The sequence below is a fragment of the Streptomyces sp. BK022 genome, assembly GCF_004217355.1.
Lineage (GTDB): Bacteria > Actinomycetota > Actinomycetes > Streptomycetales > Streptomycetaceae > Streptomyces > Streptomyces griseoluteus.
On sequence record NZ_SHKU01000001.1, the window covers coordinates 838,245 to 855,078 of the forward strand.

Consider the following 16,834-nt stretch of genomic DNA (forward strand, 5'->3'; position numbering starts at 1 on the left):
AGGCCGCTGGTGAGCAACCCATTCCAGACCCCGACTCCGCGTCTGCCCAGCCAGTCGTCAAGGGCCGGAACGGGGCCACCCTCGGCTACTGCGGGGAGACTATTTCGACGAGTTTTCCAGCGGTGCTACGGGACGAACGTTGCCTGACCTCACCCTCGCGTCCCTGGACTGCCGCGGTTCAGCCAGTCGCGCTGGGCTTCTGTGCCGCCGAGGACAGCCAGCGCACGGCGTTGTCGTGGAAGGACGCGTGGATCGGGACGAGGTCTTCACTGCTGGTGTCGTCGAGGGCCGTGACGTTGATGCCGATCTCCGGGATGTCGCTGTCGATCGCCGCGACGCGGCTGCCGCAGGTCGGGCAGAAGCCGCGCTTCGCCTCACCGGGGAAGGTCTCGTACCAGGTCGGCTCGCCACCCTCGCCGATCCAGGTGATCGTCTTGAAGCCCACCCACCACATCACGGGGGTGCCGCCGAGTTTCTGGCAATGATCACATTCACAGGTGTGGGGGAAGACTGCCGGGCCCTGGGCGGTGAAGCGGACGCGACCGCAGAGGCAACCGCCGGTGCGATCTTCGGCTGGTTCGGATCGCTGGGCGTCGGCGGTGGGGGTTGCGTTCATCAGGTGATCTCCCAGGCGCGATAGGCAAGTTGAGCGCATCAGTGTGCGATCGCTCCCGTGGTCGTCAGGCCGCTGTGCTCGGGCTGACCCCGGCCGCGTGCGCCGATTGCGGAGGCGTCACGGGCCGGGCGACGAAACCGCGGCTCAGAGGCGGCCGAGGGTTCGAGTGATCCAGCCGGCTTCGCGCCACTGGGCGGTGTTGAGGGTGCCGCGGGCGTCGATGACCTTGGGCCTGGTGGTGCGGGTGGCGAGCCGCTTGGGGTCGAGGGTCGAGTACTGGTGCCACTCGGTGAGGTGCAGGAGGAGGTCAGCGTCGTCGACGGCGGCGATGGGGTCTTCGACGTAGTCGAGTTCGGGGTGGAGCTTGCGGGCGTTGTCGAGGGCCTTGGGGTCGGTGACGGTGGCGCCGAGGTTGTGGAGGGTCTGGGCGACGGCGAGGGCGGGCGAGTCGCGGATGTCGTCGGTCTCGGGCTTGAAGGCGGCTCCCCAGACGGTGATCCGCTTGCCGCGCAGGTCGCCCCCGAGTTCCTCGTGAGCGAGGTCGATGACGCGCTGGCGGCGGCGGGCGTTGACGGAGGCGGCTTCGCGGAGGATGCCGACGGCCTGGCTGGCGTCGAGTTCGTCGGCGCGGTTGATGAACCCGGCGAGGTCCTTGGGCAGGCAGCCGCCGCCGAAGCCGAGGCCGGGCCGCATGCCGTGGCGGCCGATGCGGTGGTCGTGGCCGAGGATGTCGGCGAGCTCTGCGACGTTGGCGCCGGAGGCTTCGCAGACCTCGGCCATCGCGTTGATGAAGGAGATCTTGGTGCCGAGGTAGGAGTTCGCGGCGCCCTTGGCGAGCTCGGCGGTGGCCCAGTCCGTGATGATTGTGGGCGTCCCCGACTCGATGATCTTCTCGAACGCCTGCCGCAGCAGGGCCTCGGCCCAGGAATGGGTGGTGTTGAAGCCGAGGACGAGCCGGTCGGGGCGGAGGGTGTCGTCGACCGCGAAGGACTCGCGGAGGAACTCGGGGTTCCAGGCGACCTCGACGAGGTCCCCGGCGGGGGCGTGCTCGCGCAGGATCTCGTCAACGCGGGGTGCGGTGCCGACGGGGACGGTGGACTTGACCGCGACGACGGCCGGGGTGGTCAGGCCGGGGGCCAGGCGGCGGACGGCGTCGAAGAGGTGGGTGAGGTCGTAGGCGTCGCTGCCGGTCTGCGGCGGGGTGCCCACCCCGATGAAGTGCAGGTCGGCGAAGTCGGCGGCCTCGCCGTAGGAGGCGGTGAAGCGGAGCCGGCCCGAGGCGGTGTGCTTGGCGAGGAGGCCGTCGAGGTCGCGTTCGAAGAACGTGGCCTTCCCGCTGTTGAGGGTGTGGACCTTGTCGATGTCGGAGTCCATGCCCAGGACCTCGTGGCCGAGTTCGGCCATGCAGGCGGCGTGGGTGGCGCCGAGGTAGCCGCATCCGATGACGGTCATCTTCATGAGCGGGGTGTCCCTTCGGGTGGGGCCGCCGTCGATGGCCCCACCCTTGCCCCGCCCGGAAGGGCGGGGTGATCAGGAGGGCCTGGCGGCCAGATAGCGGTGGATCCCGTCCCGGATGAACGGCGGGATCGTGAGGATGTCGATGTGCTCAGGGGCGAAGAACTGGAGCTTGACGCCCTCGGAGAGCGGGAGGCGGGTCTCGTCGCCGTCCCAGGTGGCGGCGAAGCAGGTGATGATCTGCCCGGAGCCGTGCTCGTCGCGGGTCTCAAACAGCTCGGTCAGCGATTCGGCGGTGAGGCCGGCTTCTTCGTCGAGTTCGCGGACGATCGCGGCAGCCGGCGCCTCGCCGGGGTCGCAGCCGCCTCCCAGCAGGCTCCAGTGGCCGGGCCAGGCGATGGCGGGGCGGTCATCGCGGAGGTGGAGGAGGAGTTCGCCGCGGCGGTTGGCGATGATCGCAACGGCTCCGCGGGCGGCGGCCGGCCCATTGGTGGCGGTGGTCTCAAAGTGCATCCCCTCACCGCCGTAAGGGTGTTGGGGATCATGCGGCAGCCCTCACCGGCTGGTCCGAAAACCAGGCGGCTGCCGTGAGGGCCTGCCTCCGGTGCGGTCGAAGCGGCCGCCGGGCTGCAAACCCCCCTCGAGGAGGGGGCGGAACGCGGCCGGGGCTGGGATGCCGGTGACCTGGTAGGAAGTCCGGCCGCACTGGCAGTGCCCCGTGCGAACCGGTGCGGTGGCATCTGACGCGGCTCGTGTGGACGGCAGGGGCACAGCGGGCACGGGCCGGGTGCCGAGAGCGGGTGACGTGTCGCTCATGCGAGTCCTCGTTTCGGGGGATGGGCTGGGGCGGGCTACAAGGTGGTGAGGTCGGTGGCGTCCGGCAGTTCGGTGAGGGGCTGCCGCGCGGCACGGGGGAGCCCGAGCCGCGCGCGGGCGCGGTGGACGGCGGTGAGCTGGTCGGCGGCCGGGAGTCCCCAGTCGAAGAGCTCCAGAGCCTGCTCCGGTGTGGCCAGGACCCGCAGGTGGGTGCGTCCGGTGGCCGGGTCGACGGGAAGCGGGCCGAGACGGGTGAGGGGCGCGGCGTAGCGGAGGCGTGCGGACGGCTTGTCGGGATCAGTCAGGTGACCGAGGAACAGCGGTTCGCCGAACTCGGCCGCAGCCACCTCGAGCGCCTCCCGGCGCAGTGTGACGAGCGGGTCGCCGCGGTCGAGGAGTTCGGGAGTGCCGCCGGGCAGGCAGGCTGCGCCGGTGTCCGGCTCCAGGAGCACCAGGGCGCGGCCGTCGGGTCCCAGGAGCCAGCCCCACGCCTGGACCACCGAGAGCTGCTCCGGGGCGGTGCCGGCGTGGAAGGGCAGGTGGTGTTGGGCGCGGGCGGTGCGCAGGGCGCCGGCCCGGTCCAGGACGGTGGGGGAGATCGGGAGGCCGTTCTCCAGCAGCGCGGGGCCGGCGGAGTTGATGCGGGCGCGCAGGGCGGACAGGGCCCGGCGGGCGTCGCCGGGGGACATCAGGTCCGGTAGCCGGGCGGGTTCGACGAACTCGATGGAGTCGATCTCGCGGTCGGGCAGCTGGATGGCGGCGATCTGCTCTGCGTTCCACGTGCCGCCGTCGTAGACGTGCAGGATCTCGCCGGGGAAGCGCATGCCGGCGGGCGCCTTGAGGCTGTCGGCGCTGACCCAGTCCACGGCGAGCCCGCGGTCGACGGTCGTGGTGACGCCGAGTTCCTCGCACAGCTCGCGGGCGGCGCCGCTGGCAGGTGACTCGTTCGCGTCGACGCAGCCGCCGGGCAGGAGGCAGGTCGGGCGGTAGTCGACGTGCTGGATCAGGACCCGGCCGCGCTCGTCGGTGATCAGCACACAGGTTCCGGCCCACAAGGCGGCCGAGGCGCGAAAGGCCCCGTACTCCTCATCGGTCATCGACGTGCCGGGCGGTGCGTCGGGGGAGGGCGTGGTGGTCATCTCGTCTCCGATCGGGCGGGCGGGAGCGCGCGTGGGGGGTGGGGAGCCGGTCAGGCGACGAGTCTGTGCGGGTCACCTGGCGCGGGGCCGGGGGTGAGCCGGGTGAAGGACTCGGTGCTGATGATCTCGTCGCGCTCCGGTTCGGGGAGGCGGGCCAGGAGGCCGGGCAGCGGCCGCTCGCGCGCGACCTCACCGCGGTGGGCGAGGATCGCCCGCATCTTCACCGCGGCCCACGGGGAGACGTCGACGGTCGTGGTCACGTACGCGTCCGGCACCGCGAAGAGGGCTTTCCCGACGCTCTGCAGGAGCGGGCCTACCCGGCCCACCCCGGATTCCGGGTGCGTGGCCGCGTAGAGCGCGGCGGGCTGCCAGGGTTTCCCGGCGTCGGGAAACAGGTGCGGCAGGGCGGCGGCCTCGACGGCGAGAAGGGTGATCTGGTGGGCACGCCGGTGATCCGGGTGCCCCGTGAGCTGGCCCAGGGCGTCGTGGCCGACGACGATGTCGGGCCGGAACTCGCGGATGTGTGCCACCAGGCGGCCGACGGCCTCGTCGACAGGTGCGTCGACGAGGCGGACGGCTCCGTCGGGGGCGGAGGCGGGGTTGCGGGCATCGGCGTAGCCGAGCAGCCGCGGGCCCCCGGCGCCCAGGACGGCAAGGGCGTCGGCGAGTTCGGAGGCGCGGTGGGTCGTCGGCGTCCAGGTCGCAGTGACGACGCAGGTGCGGGCGCCCGCGGCGTGGTGCTGCGCGAACACACCGCCGGCCAGCAGGCTCTCATCGTCGGGGTGGGCGAACACCCCCATCAACGAGGGCAACGACGGCTGGTTCATGGCGAAGGAACTCCTCGACGTGGCGGACCGGGGGAAAGGGGTCAGATGATCGGCGGCCGCCCGGCGGCGGAGAGCCGGTGGACGGTGCGCCAGCTCATCGGACGCCGGCGCTGCGTGCGTCGGGTCGTCCAGCCTTCGCGCATGCCGCGAAGCGTCTGGCCCAGTCCGCCGCCGCGCACGGCCCGGGCCAGGGTGATCGTGGACCAGGCGCTCAGGTAGAAGGGGAGGAGCGGGGCGGGGAGGTTGCGGTAGGCGATCCAGATCCGGTTGCGGGCGGCGAGCCGGTGGTACAGCGCGTGACGGGCGGGCTGGGTGAGGGGGTGGTGCATGCGGATCGACGCCGCGTACCAGCCGCTCCAGCCCGCCTCATACAGCCGCCAGGCCAGGTCGAACCCCTCGTGATACAGGAAGAGTCGATCTTCCCAACCGCCTACCGCCTCGAAGGCGCCGCGCCGGACCAGGACGACACCTTCGGTCATCGAGGCGACCTTCCCCGGCCGTCCCGGGTCCGAGGCGCGCAGCCGGGGGACCCAACGGCGCGGCGTGGTCGAATCGTCCGGGCCGGTCAGCCGGGGCTGCACCCAGGCGGCTTCCGGATGCCGCTCGGCCTCGGCGACAAGCCGGGCAAGTACGTCGGGGCGAGGGAAGCTGGCGTCGTTGTCGAGGAAGAACAGCCACTCGGCCGGACCGCCCGCCTCGCGCAGCTTGTTGGCGCCGGCGTTGCGACCTCCGGGGATGCCGACGTTCTCAGGCAAGCACACGGTGAGCGCACCGGCCGGTACGACCTCGGGCCTGCAGCCGTTGCCGACCACCACCACCCGCGCGTCGATGCCGCTCTGTGCAAGGAGCGTGGCCTGCGCGGTTGCTTCCTCGGCAGGACGATCGTTCATCGTCAGAACGACGATGTCGACACGTGGGCGGGACATGGCTTGCTCCAGGCTGTCGGGGCCGGTCAGGACGTGGGGACGGGGGTGTTGGTGAGGTGCTCGGCCTGGCGGGCGACGAGCGGGGCGAGGCGACGGTGGACACCCCGGGAGCACGCCTGGAGGAGCTGCCCGAGGGCGATGAGCTCCCCCGTCCGGCCGGCGTCCGTGTCCAGGACGTGGCCGAACTCGCACCGGATCCGGGCGGCGGTCGCCGGCGCGGCCAGCGAGTAGGCGTGCAGGAGCCCAAGGTCGTAGCCCACGGGCAGCCGGCCCCAGTTCTCCCAGTCCAACAGGACCAGGGGCGCACATGTCAGGTTCGCCCAGTGCAGATCGGCATGCCCGGTCGTCGTCTCATGGATCCGGACGGGGGCGATGCCGAGGAAGCGGCGGAAGTTCCGGTCGACCCAGTTCTGTCGCACCGACTCCCGGTGTGTGGGCACCGTTGCGAGCGTGCCGAGCGCGGACTTCAGCTCCGCCCACCACGAGTCGGGCAGCGCGATGTCCTGCTCGAGCGCGGGAGTACCGCTGGTCACCGGGCGCACGGTCACGAATTCGGTGAGCTCCGCCCGGTAGGCGATGCCCGGTGTGGTCCAGTCGACAACGCCGCGGAGGCGTGGCCGCGGTACCGACCGGGGCACGCACGTGTCTGCGGTCGCCGTCCCTTCCCACAGCCGTCCGCCCGCCTTGCCGGCCTCGGCGGAGACGACGCGCAGCCAGCAGTCCCCGGCGCGTCGCCCCAAGGTGCGGCCCTGCCACCCCCACACCTCCGGCCCCGACGCATCCACCTCGAACTGCTTCGCGGCGGTCGCGTGCGCGCGACGCATCCGGTCCCGCTCGTCACGATCCACCGGAGCGACGAACACCGCCTCCCGCCCGGCCCGTTCCACCGTCATTCCCCCTCCGCAACGACGTCGGCCACAGGACGCTCAACGGGCCTGGGCAGCACCACGTCACGCCCTGGCCACCGGAACACCATGCGGCAGTGAGGCGCGGCGACCCGGTCGGCCATGGCCAGGACCTCCGGGCGGGCCATCCAGTGGAAGGACCGGCAGCAGCTGATCAGGGTGGGCGCCCGGCCGGGCGCGGCGGGGGCGAAGGTGTGGGCGGCGCCGGTGAAGACCTCGACCGTGCACGCTCCGCGGATCGGTTCGAGTACCGCGCGGGCCGCCTCCAGCATCGACGCGTTCACGTCGACCAGGTCGATGTGGGTCATGCGGCGCAGGACGGGACGCAGCGCGCGGGGCACCTGGCCGGTGCCGGTCCCCAGGTCCAGCAGGACGGGGGCGGGCACACCGTGCTGGGTGGCGGCCAACAAGTGGACCTCGGCGCCCGGTAGGCCGGGACGGTAGCGGGCGTAGCCGGCGGCCTCGGGCCCGAACAGGGCACCGTCCGAAACCGTCGCGTAGGCCGGTCGGTTGGGGCGGGTCATCGTGCATCTCCAGTCTCGCCAGGGGAAAGCTGCCAGGTCAGGGTGCCGTTCGGGCTGGTGGCCCGCTGGCCGCCGTCGGCGTCGAAGTGGAGCCGGAAGACGTCGGGTACACCGGCCGCCCGCCACCGGCCGGCGACATCCTGGATCTCCGCCCAGATGTCCCGGGGCCCCGACATCGTCACCTCCCACCGGCGGTGGCTGACGGCCCGCACGCGCATCCATGACCGGCACGCGGGCGCGCCGATCGTCAGGTCCTCGGCGCCGAAGTGCCGTACCAGGCCCGGATACAGGTGGTCCAGGGCGAGCCACAGGCCGCGCGCCGTGTCGGGAGGCGGCGCGAGCATGCTGCGCTGCGTCCACCCGTCGGCCGTGGTGATCTCCGCGCGGAAGGCGGCGGACAGGAACAGCCGGTCGAAGCCGGCACCTCCCCGGTGACCGAACTCGACCGCCCGCAGCCGCCCCTCCACGTTCCCGTCCGTCCGTCGTTCGATCACGGCCAAGCCCGGCCACGACGGCGACGACGTCCCCAGCGTCATCAGCGCGCGCCCGCCCGGAGCCAGCTGATCCACCAGGGCCTGCGGCACGCGGGGGACGGCGAAGGAGACGAAGATCCGGTCGTACGGGCCCGTGTCCGGCCAGCCTGTGGTGCCGTCCCCGGTCACCGTGGCCGGCCGGTAGCCGAGGGCGGACAGCCGCGCGCGGGCGGCCGCGGTGACGTGCGGGTCGATGTCGAGGGTGACGACGCCTTCGTCGCCGCACACGAAACAGGCCGCCGCCGCGGTCACCCCGGCGCCCGTCCCCACGTCCAGCGCCCGCTGCCCGGGCCGCAGGTCCAACTGCTGCAGCAGGCCGGCGGTCAGACCCATCGTGCTCGACATAGCGGTCATCACGCCCCCGCGGCGTGGCCCGGGATGGCGGCCGAGGATCGGCTCGCCGTCGTGCTGGATCGCGACGCTGTCCCCGCTGTGCAGGCGCTCCAGCAGCTCCTTCCGGTCGGCCGGGCGGGAGAAGTCGAGCAGATCCCAGCGCGGCGGGGTCTCGTCGGGGGCGCTGCGCCGTACGTACGCCTGAGGCATCAGGAGTTGGCGCGGCAGCGCGAGCAGGGCCTCGCGTACCGGACCTGGGCCGAGCGCTCCGCTCTCCTCGAGCCGGGCGACCATTGCCGCCCGAGCCGCCACGACCTCGGAGGTGTCGCCGTCGGGCTGCGCCGGAAGGAGGGGCGCGGCGGGGGCAGTGGGATCGCTCAGCACGGTGCGCTCCAGGGGATCGGGTGGAAGAGCGGCGGGGATCACCGCCGAGTTCGGTACCTCGTTCACGGCGCATCGCCTCCGAGGACGCGGTCGTGCCGCATACCGTCCGTGGGCGCTGGAGAGGCTGCGCCGGGAGGGGGCATCCGGGCTGCGGGCGGCTTCGGTAGAGCGGCGGGAGCGGTTCCGGCGTCTGCCGCAGGGCGCGGATCGGGGAGCGGGCGAGGACGACGAGCGGCAGGACGGTTCCGGCGGTCAGGGCGGGCCGGACACTGATCCACGTGCCCAAGGCGCCGGCCGAGGTATGCCTCGACGGTGTGACGGATCGCGGTGGGAGCGGGTGGCATGGGGGTTCTCTCGCCTTCGCGGTCGTGGGGGAGGGGCGGACAGGCTAGGGGAAGGCCGTGGGGGCGGGCGTAGTACCGCGCGGAGACCGCCCGCTCCACCTGGGGCTCCAGCCGGCCGGACATGGCCGTCGACCATGCCGCCAGGACGGCGCCGGCCACCGCCACGACGGCGAGTGCCACCAGGGACGGCAGCGCGTCGCGGAGCTTGTTTACGGTCGGACCGCTGGCGAACAGCTGGGCGAGGACGCCGTTGACCGCCACCAGCCCCCACCCGGCCGTGACGCCCTGCCCGAGCTCGGCTGTGACGACCCCCATCAGCGCGCGCCGGTCCGCCGTCCAGCCGGTGCGCAGCACCATGCCCACCATGTGCGGCAGCGCCGCAGCCATGTGCCCGAACTTCAGTCGGGTCAGCGGGCCTTCATGCCGCGCGTAGGACTGGTCGTAGCGCAGCCGACCACCATAGAGCTCCCGCTCGGCGTCCGAGATGCTGTCCGCGGTGGCGGTCTTCGGGCTGCTCGTGCTCTTGTCGCTGCCTGGTTCGACTGTCGGCAAGGTGTTTCCCCTTCGTGGACGTGGTGGTGGCGGCGCAGTGCTCAACGACGCCGCATGATTTCGAGCACCTGTTCCTTTCGGACGGCTTGTGCGCCCTGCAATTCAGCGGTTTCCGACCGTGCCCGTTGAACCGACCCTTGCCGCGCAAGGGCACCCGGTGCGTGGGAGTTGGCCGAAACGACGGTCAAGTGCTGTCGCGATCGGTTGCCGGTCGGAGATCGTCGCTGGGGCGCCCCCCTGGCTGCTGGAAGCGGTGCGCAGCCCCTAGAGCCTGTCTGACAAATGATCTCTGCGAAGCTGTGAGGCAGAGATCATTGGAGGGTCGATGGGCATCGAGCTTGAACTGCACTCCGGGAGGCCTCGCAAGGGTCCGTCTCGGACGACGTTGCTTCGTGGGTCCTACGCACACGGCGACGCGCTGGCGCGTGCGCTGAGTGCGCTCGACCGCCACGGGCCCGGCAAATTGGGCTGGGTTGACCCGTACGGGGACACCATGTTCAACGAGCAGGAGGCCGAAGTCGCTCGTCAGGAGGTTGCTGTCCTGGTGCGCAACTGCTCAGACGAGGGGCAGCGGGCGGCCCTCCTCGACCTGGGTGTGCTCCTGGAAGCGTGTGCGGCAACGCCGGGCAGCTACCTGTGGTTCATGGGCGACTGAGGTCGGTCGATAATTGATCTTGTGACGGGTCGAGGTGAGCTGACGGATGCGGCGTGGGAGCGGATAGAACCGCTGTTGCCGCAGGTGGACGGGCGTGGCCGTCCGTGGCGTGACCACCGCCAGGTGGTCAACGGGGTTCTATGGCGACTGCGGACCGGGGCCCCGTGGCGTGACCTCCCCGACCGGTAAGGGCCGTGGCAGACCGTCTACGAGCGGTTCGCCCGCTGGGAGTGCGATGGGACCTGGGCGAAGCTGCTGGAGCATGTCCAGGTCCGCGACGACGCGGTGGGCCGAGTGGAATGGAGCGTCTCGATCGACTCCACCATCAACCGGGCCCACCAGCACGCCGCCGGCGCCCGCAAAAAGGGGTCACGTACGGGGACGAACCGGAAGCTCCGGGCCACGCGCAGGCGCGCCAGGCCCTCGGCTGCTCCCGGGGAGGGCTGACCACCAAAGTCCACCTCGCCGTCGACGGCCGGGGCCTTCCTCTGTCGATCGTGCTCACGCCCGGCAACGTCAACGACGCCACCGCCTTCGGCCAGGTCCTCGCCGGGATCCGCGTCCCGCGCGCCGCAGGAGGCCGCCCGCGCACCACACCCGAACGCGTGCTGGGCGACAAGGCGTACTCCAGCAGGGCGATCCGCCACCTACTGCGGCGTCGGAGCATCGTCGCCACAATCCCCGAGCGCCGCGACCAGGCGGCCAACCGCCGACGGCGCGGGACCCTCGGCGGCCGGCCACCCGCATTCGACAAGGCCATCTACCGCGACCGCAACGTAGTCGAACGATGCTTCGCCCGCCTCAAGCAGTTCCGCTCGATCGCGACCAGGTTCGACAAACTCGCCGACCGCTACCGAGCCGGAGTCGTCCTGGCATGCCTGATCCTCTGGCTCCGCGAACCCGCTCGGTGATCATTTGTCAGACAGGCTCTAGAGCACAGCGTCATGACGGCGTGGCCGGTCATTCGCGGACGGAGGCGGGCTCGTCCCTTCGGCGCAGCAGCACCACGACGGTGGCGTTGTCGCGGTAGCCCTCCTCGTCCGCGGTGGCGGCCGCGACCAGCGCATCGGCCATTGCCTGCGGGTCGTCGGCGTGCGTCGCGCACAGTTCTCGCCAGGTCGCCTGATCCACCTGGTCGGAGACGCCGTCCGAGCACAGCAGCACCAGAGTGACGTCGTCGGGGAGCTGGGCTTCGCGGCACGTCGCCGCGGACGCCTGGGCGAGCCCGAGCCTCGCCCAGGCGTCGTGGTGCTCGACGATCGGCGCCGGGACGTCCCCGTGCACGCGGAGGAATTCGCCCATGGTCTGGTCGGTACTGAAGAGGGTGAGTTCGTGGCCGTTCCAGCCGTAGGCCCGGCAGTCACCTTCCCCGTCAAGTTCTTCTGTTCAGATCGGAGGGGGGTTCCTTCCGCGACGCGCGGCTGGCAGGCGGCGACGAGTGGGTGAGGGCTGTTCTGGTCGTGGGTGACGAGAACGAGGAGATGTACTTGTCGAAGGCGGGTAGGACTCCGCCGGCCATCAGGAGCCAAGTCCAGGCACACGAAGGTGGAGAACGTCCGCCGGTACTTCGAGCAGTCCCCGGAGGCGAGCGCCGAAATCACCAGCCTGCTCGTGCCTGGTGACAGGCAGCGCTGAAGGCACTGGACGGTTCAGCCCGGGCCCGGGGCGGAGGTCAGCCCTCGCTCACCTCGATCAAGCTTTTGGAGATCCATGCGTTCTCCGACATCGATAACCAGGAAGCCCTGACTGTGCTGAGCGCATTGCGCAGCGAGATACTCCGACCAAAGCAGCTTCTCTCCGCTGCTGACCTGCCTGGTCGGTCACCCATGGGCCGCCCCGGGCCCGGCTGGGCGTCGGGCCGAGCAGCTCGAGCGCGGGTCACGCGGGCAGCAGGGCGCCGATGACCTGGCGGCGGGACTATCCCCGCGTACGCGGCGATAGTCCCACCAATGCACCCTGGAGTTCGCCTGCGGCTGCCAGGACCTCCACCGTGGATGCAACCCTGCTGCGCCGTCGCACTCCGCCGATCTATCGGTGTTTGAGATACGGGCGGCGCGGTTTCGTGGGCTCGACTTCTGGCATGCGGCGATGGGCAAGCTTGTGGGGATCCCACAAGCGGGGTCTCAGGTCAGCATCGTCCCGAAGAGGGCCGGGTTTCGTGTGTGCTGAGCGAGGGGTACTTCGTCGACGATGTGGGGCGCAAGTTCGAGAACGGCGTGGTGAGAGCAGTGCGGTCAGCACTGGCAGAGCCCCACGTGGCAATCTGACTAGCCGTCAGCAAAGTCGGCACCGGGTCAGCATCAGTCCGAGCAAGGTCGGTCAAGCGTGGCGAAACTTGCACGTCGTGCGTGGGTCGCATGATCGGCCATAGAAGTGTTTGCATCTGCGATGCAATGGTAGTCGGGTGGGATGGTTTCCCGTTGTTCATCCTTGTGTGATCGAGCTTAGAGAAGTGCCGGTTCAGCGCACCCGCCCTCGTGGTTTCAGTGGCACGGGCGGGAGTTGGGGAGCGGGCAGCGGCTGCCCGTCGTACCCCTTCACCTCCCCGAATCGCGAACCCGTCATCCAGTCCTCCCGGGCCCGACGGATGTCGTCCTGCGTCCGCCCCACGAAGTTCCACCACATGATCAGCTCCTCCGCGAACGGCTCTCCGCCCAGGAGCATGACCGAGGCGTCGGAGTCCGCGTGGAGGGGGAGGGACGTGCGGCCGCAGCCGAGGTAGAGCATGGAGCCCGGGGTGACGGGGACGCCGTCCACGTGGACCGAACCCGACATCGAGAGCACGCCGTACTCGAAGTCGGGGTCGAGGGGGAGGTGGGTCCGGGTGCCCTCGGTGAGGGTCAGGTCGGCGCCGACCAGAGGGGTGTACGTGGTGCCGGGGGACGTCGTGCCGTCCAGGGTGCCCAGGATCACCGTGGCCGTCAGGCCGGGGGCCGTCACCGTCGGCAGCTCCGCGTGGTACTCGAAGTGCGGGTCGGTGTGGCGGTGTTCGTCCGGGAGGGCCACCCACAACTGGGCTCCGTGCAGGTAGCGCGCGTGGGGCTTCGGGCTCTCCTCGGAGTGGCTGATCGCCCGGCCCGCCGTCATCAGGCCCAGTTCGCGCGGCCGGATCGTCTGGAGACTGCCGGTGGAGTCCCGGTGCAGCACCTCTCCGTCGTGCAACCAGCTCACCGTCTGCAGGCCGATGTGCGGGTGCGGGGGCACCTGCATGCCGGGCTCGTCCGCGATGTCGTCCGGGCCGTAGTGGTCCACGAACGCCCACGCCCCGATCATGCGCCGCCCCAGGTTCGGCAGCAGCCGGCGGACCTCGGTGGACTCCCCGAGCTTCACCGTGCGAGGGCTCAGCAGCTCACGGACCGGCTCGGCGACGACAAAGCCACGGCCACCGCATGCGCGCGGCTCCGGCGCGAGGTCAAGGTTGCTCATACGGCCAACCTAGCGCTCCGCTCACCCGGCGGCGGGACCGAGTCCTCACTCCACTCGTTCCGGGGCCGCGTCGGGGGCGGAGTCCTTCACCTCGCCGCCACCTGGGCCCTGCCCCCCCGTGGCTCCCCGACCACCGGAGTCGAACGCCTCACCCGCACGGCTCTCTGCCGCAGGCCGCCCCGTCCGCCCCCCTCGTCCCGCCGACTCCTCCCTCACCCCGCCAACTCCCGCGCCCGCTCCGCCGTAGCCTCCAGTGCCGCGCGCAGCGATTCCCCCACCCGGTGCTGCCGCAGCGTGGCGATGCCCTCGGCGGTCGTGCCGTTCGGGGTGCTGGCCTGTCGGTACAGGGATTCCGGGGTCGCGCCCGGTTCCGACAGGACGGCCGCCGTACCCCGCAGCACCTGGCTCGTCAGCAGCAGGGCGTCGGCGGGGGCGAAGCCCGCCCCGCGGGCGAAGTCCGTGAAGGACTGGGCGAGGTACGCCACCAGGGCCGGGCCGCTGCCCGCCACCGCGGTCGCCGCGTCGAGAAGGGACTCGTCCCGGACCACGAGGACCTCGCCGATCACCGACAGCGCGCCCCTGGCCCGGTCCACCCCGCCGGCGGTGACCTGGTCGCCGGGGCAGAGGACCGTCATGCTCTGGCCCACCCCAGCGGCGAGGTTCGGCATCGCGCGGAGGACCCTGTCCGTGCCCAGCGCGGAGGCTAGGGTCTCCAGGCGTACGCCCGCCATGATCGAGACGACTGTCGTCTGCGCGCACGCGCCCGGCGGCAGGCTCTCCGCGAAGGAGTCGAACGCCTGGGGCGGGATGGCGAGCACGAGGAGGTCGTCCGGGCGGGGGTCGTACGCGGCGGCCACCTCCGCGCGGCCGGCCAGGGAGGCCCGGCGTTCCGCCGAGGGTTCCACGACGACCACCTCGGCCTGCGGCACCCCGTCCACCAGGCCCCCTGCGATGACCGACCCCATGTGGCCGGCGCCGACGACGACGATGCGTTCCACAGCCGCCACACTCCTCGCTTCGGATGCCAGAAGTGATACCAAAAGGGGTGTTCCGGCCCCCGTACGGGCGACCACAACGCGCCGACCCGCTGCCCCGGCCGGTGCAATGGACGGGTGACCGCCGCCCCCGACGACTGCCTCGCGCGCAACGAGTGGATCTGCGGCGACTACCTGAGCAGCCGCCGTCAGATCCTCCTCGACGCCGTCGGGCAGCACCTGGAGCTGACCGCGCTGTCCGTGCTGATCGGGCTCGCGGTCGCGCTGCCGCTCGCCGTGCTCGCCCGCCGCTGGGGATGGGCCGCGGGGCCGGTGCTCGCCGTCACCACCGTGCTCTACACCATCCCCTCCCTGGCGATGTTCTCCCTGCTGCTCCCGGTGTACGGGCTGTCCGCCACCCTCGTCGTCGCCGGACTGGTGCTGTACTCGCTCACGCTGCTCGTACGGAACATCCTCGCCGGACTGCGCGCCGTCCCCGAGGAGACCCGGCAGGCCGCGCGCGGGCTCGGCTTCGGTCCCGTACGGCTGCTGCTCACCGTGGAGCTGCCGCTGGCGCTGCCCGCCGCGATGGCCGGGCTGCGCATCGCCACCGTCTCGGCGGTCTCCCTCGTCACCATCGGCGCGATCGTCGGCTTCGGCGGGCTCGGCAATCTGATCTACGCGGGCATGAACACCTACTTCAAGGCGCAGGTCCTCACCGCGTCCGTGCTGTGCGTGCTCATCGCCGTCGCCGCCGACCTGCTCCTGCTGGGCGTGCAGTGGCTGCTCACCCCGTGGGCGAGGAAGGGCCGTACATGAACGTGCTCGGCTCCACCTGGGACTGGCTCGCCGACCCCGCCCACTGGTCCGGCGACGACGGCGTCTGGCACCGCCTGCTGCAACACCTGCTGCTCACCGTCGTGTGCCTGATCGTCAGCTGCCTGATCGCGCTGCCCGTCGCGCTGGTCCTCGGGCACCTCGGCAAGGGCGGCGCGCTGGCCGTCAACATCTCCAACGTCGGCCGGGCGGTGCCCACCTTCGCCGTGCTGGTGCTGCTCCTGCTGACCCCGGTGGGGAAGTGGGGGGAGGGGCCCACCGTCGTCGCCCTGGTGCTCTTCGCCGTGCCACCCCTGCTCACCAACGCCTACGTCGGCATGCGCGAGGTCGACCGGGGCGTGGTGCAGGCCGCACGCGGCATGGGGATGACCGGGCGGCAGACACTGGTCCGGGTCGAGGTGCCGCTCGCACTGCCGATGATCCTCACCGGGGTACGGATCGCCGCCGTCCAGCTCGTCGCCACCGCCACCATCGCCGCTCTCGCGGGCGGCGGCGGCCTCGGCCGGATCATCACCGCGGGGTTCAACCTGGCCAGCACCCCGCAGGTCGTCGCGGGCGCCATCCTCGTCGCCGTGTTCGCCCTGCTCGTCGAGGGCGTGTTCGAGGTCGTGGAGCGGCTCGGTCCCGCCTGGGCGAGGGGCGGCCGGTGAGAGTCCGCGCGGCGCTCGCCGCCGCCACTCTCCTCGCCCTGGCCGGCTGCTCCTCAGGGCCCTCGCTGGAGAACCGGGACGCCGTCACCGCGCCGCCCGGCGACAGCCACCACCTGGTCATCGGCTCGGCGGGCTTCACCGAGAGCGACCTGCTCGCCCAGCTCTACGCCCAGCTCCTCGGCCAGGCCGGATACCAGACCTCGCTGATCACCGTCGCCAACCGGGAGCTGTACGAACCCGCCCTGGAGTCCGGGCAGATCGACGTCGCCCCCGAGTACGCCGCCACCTTCGCCGACTGGCTCAACGCCAAGGAGCACGGCGCCGACGCGCCCCCGGCCGGCTCACCCGACCTCGCCGAGACCATGAGGAACCTGCGCGCCCTGGCCACCCCGCGCGGACTCACCGTCCTCCCGCCGGGCCGGGCCGTCGACCAGAACGCCTTCGCGGTCAGCGCCTCCTACGCCCGCCGCCACCACCTCAAGACCCTCAGCGACCTCGGGGCCTCCGGACTCAAGGTGCGCCTCGCGGCGGGCGACGAGTGCGTGAAGCGCCCGTACTGCGCGCCCGGCCTGAGGAAGGTGTATGGGATCGACATCACCGCCGTCGATCCCAAGGGTGTCGGCACCACCCCGGCCAAGCAGGCCGTGCAGTCCGGGCGCGACCAGATGGTGCTGACCACCACCACCGACGCCACCCTCGGCTCCTTCGGCCTCGTCCTGCTCGCCGACGACAAGCACCTCCAGAACGCCGACTACGTCGTCCCCGTCGTCAACCGGGCCCGAGCCGGCAGCGAGCGCGTCGCCAAGGCGCTCGGCAAGCTCAACGACGTCCTCACCACGAAGGACCTCGCCGACATGAACCAGCAGGTCGACAGCTGGCGCCGACTGCCCGCCGACGTGGCCCGCGCGTACCTGAAGGACAAGGGCCTCCTCAGCTGA

General features: G+C 71.7%; 17 protein-coding genes and 2 pseudogenes. 6 read left to right on the plus strand and 13 right to left on the minus strand.

Annotated features, from left to right (window positions below; genetic code table 11):
• Positions 1 to 178: 178 nt before the first annotated feature.
• The 10 genes from EV284_RS33110 to EV284_RS33115 all read right to left on the minus strand — a co-directional run bounded on the left by EV284_RS33110 (position 179) and on the right by EV284_RS33115 (position 9,354).
• Positions 179 to 454, minus strand: coding sequence for an aldehyde-activating protein (locus EV284_RS33110; RefSeq protein WP_242625598.1), 276 nt, complete (start codon positions 452 to 454; stop codon positions 179 to 181).
• 306 nt (positions 455 to 760) lie between these two features.
• Complete coding sequence (locus EV284_RS03870; protein ID WP_130330215.1) at positions 761 to 2,074, minus strand: UDP-glucose/GDP-mannose dehydrogenase family protein; 1,314 nt, start codon at positions 2,072 to 2,074, stop codon at positions 761 to 763.
• A 72-nt stretch (positions 2,075 to 2,146) separates the two neighbouring features.
• Positions 2,147 to 2,584 carry an NUDIX domain-containing protein gene (locus EV284_RS03875; protein WP_130330217.1) on the minus strand — a complete coding sequence of 146 codons (438 nt, stop codon included), beginning with the start codon at positions 2,582 to 2,584 and terminating at the stop codon, positions 2,147 to 2,149.
• Between the two features lie 338 nt (positions 2,585 to 2,922).
• Complete coding sequence (locus tag EV284_RS03880; protein ID WP_130330219.1) at positions 2,923 to 4,026, minus strand: NUDIX hydrolase; 1,104 nt, start codon at positions 4,024 to 4,026, stop codon at positions 2,923 to 2,925.
• 50 nt (positions 4,027 to 4,076) lie between these two features.
• Entirely contained in the window at positions 4,077 to 4,853 is a 777-nt protein-coding gene (locus EV284_RS03885) for a PIG-L family deacetylase (protein ID WP_130330221.1), read from the minus strand.
• A gap of 41 nt (positions 4,854 to 4,894) precedes the next feature.
• Positions 4,895 to 5,779: a glycosyltransferase family 2 protein gene (locus tag EV284_RS03890; protein WP_130330223.1), complete on the minus strand. Its 885-nt coding sequence runs from the start codon at positions 5,777 to 5,779 to the stop codon at positions 4,895 to 4,897.
• Between the two features lie 26 nt (positions 5,780 to 5,805).
• On the minus strand, positions 5,806 to 6,672 hold the full coding sequence (locus EV284_RS03895; RefSeq protein WP_130330225.1) for a hypothetical protein: 867 nt from the start codon (positions 6,670 to 6,672) through the stop codon (positions 5,806 to 5,808).
• On the minus strand, positions 6,669 to 7,208 hold the full coding sequence (locus EV284_RS03900) for a class I SAM-dependent methyltransferase (protein ID WP_242625552.1): 540 nt from the start codon (positions 7,206 to 7,208) through the stop codon (positions 6,669 to 6,671). Before EV284_RS03900 ends, EV284_RS03895 begins: the two co-directional genes overlap by 4 nt.
• The gene (locus tag EV284_RS03905; protein WP_242625553.1) at positions 7,205 to 8,524 is read right to left on the minus strand and encodes a methyltransferase domain-containing protein; all 1,320 of its coding nucleotides are present in this window, start codon (positions 8,522 to 8,524) and stop codon (positions 7,205 to 7,207) included. Before EV284_RS03905 ends, EV284_RS03900 begins: the two co-directional genes overlap by 4 nt.
• Entirely contained in the window at positions 8,521 to 9,354 is an 834-nt protein-coding gene (locus EV284_RS33115) for a hypothetical protein (RefSeq protein WP_242625554.1), read from the minus strand. The genes EV284_RS03905 and EV284_RS33115 overlap by 4 nt, the downstream gene beginning before the upstream one ends.
• 325 nt (positions 9,355 to 9,679) lie before the next feature.
• Here EV284_RS33115 and EV284_RS03920 point away from each other — a divergent pair, with 325 nt between their 5' ends.
• A complete protein-coding gene (locus EV284_RS03920) occupies positions 9,680 to 10,009 on the plus strand; it encodes a hypothetical protein (protein ID WP_129858186.1) in 330 nt (109 codons plus the stop codon).
• A 21-nt stretch (positions 10,010 to 10,030) separates the two neighbouring features.
• Positions 10,031 to 10,920, plus strand: a pseudogene (locus EV284_RS03925) (IS5 family transposase).
• A gap of 49 nt (positions 10,921 to 10,969) precedes the next feature.
• Here EV284_RS03925 and EV284_RS03930 read toward each other — a convergent pair.
• Positions 10,970 to 11,311 carry a SpoIIE family protein phosphatase gene (locus EV284_RS03930; RefSeq protein WP_130330227.1) on the minus strand — a complete coding sequence of 114 codons (342 nt, stop codon included), beginning with the start codon at positions 11,309 to 11,311 and terminating at the stop codon, positions 10,970 to 10,972.
• A 222-nt stretch (positions 11,312 to 11,533) separates the two neighbouring features.
• Here EV284_RS03930 and EV284_RS33120 point away from each other — a divergent pair.
• A pseudogene (locus tag EV284_RS33120) lies at positions 11,534 to 11,644 on the plus strand (site-specific integrase); the annotation flags it as partial.
• Positions 11,645 to 12,469: 825 nt separating this feature from the next.
• On the opposite strand, the gene EV284_RS03935 reads toward EV284_RS33120, so the two are convergent.
• Together EV284_RS03935 and EV284_RS03940 are read right to left on the minus strand one after the other, a co-directional pair.
• On the minus strand, positions 12,470 to 13,435 hold the full coding sequence (locus EV284_RS03935; RefSeq protein ID WP_130330229.1) for a pirin family protein: 966 nt from the start codon (positions 13,433 to 13,435) through the stop codon (positions 12,470 to 12,472).
• 212 nt (positions 13,436 to 13,647) lie between these two features.
• Complete coding sequence (locus tag EV284_RS03940) at positions 13,648 to 14,433, minus strand: pyrroline-5-carboxylate reductase (protein WP_130330231.1); 786 nt, start codon at positions 14,431 to 14,433, stop codon at positions 13,648 to 13,650.
• Positions 14,434 to 14,547: 114 nt separating this feature from the next.
• On the opposite strand from EV284_RS03940, the gene EV284_RS03945 reads away from it, so the two are divergent.
• Genes EV284_RS03945 through EV284_RS03955 form a run of 3 tightly spaced genes read left to right on the plus strand, consistent with a single transcriptional unit; the run spans position 14,548 to position 16,834 of the window.
• A complete protein-coding gene (locus EV284_RS03945; protein WP_130330233.1) occupies positions 14,548 to 15,228 on the plus strand; it encodes an ABC transporter permease in 681 nt (226 codons plus the stop codon).
• Entirely contained in the window at positions 15,225 to 15,896 is a 672-nt protein-coding gene (locus tag EV284_RS03950) for an ABC transporter permease (protein ID WP_130330235.1), read from the plus strand. The genes EV284_RS03945 and EV284_RS03950 overlap by 4 nt, the downstream gene beginning before the upstream one ends.
• Positions 15,893 to 16,834 carry an ABC transporter substrate-binding protein gene (locus EV284_RS03955; RefSeq protein ID WP_130330237.1) on the plus strand — a complete coding sequence of 314 codons (942 nt, stop codon included), beginning with the start codon at positions 15,893 to 15,895 and terminating at the stop codon, positions 16,832 to 16,834. The genes EV284_RS03950 and EV284_RS03955 overlap by 4 nt, the downstream gene beginning before the upstream one ends.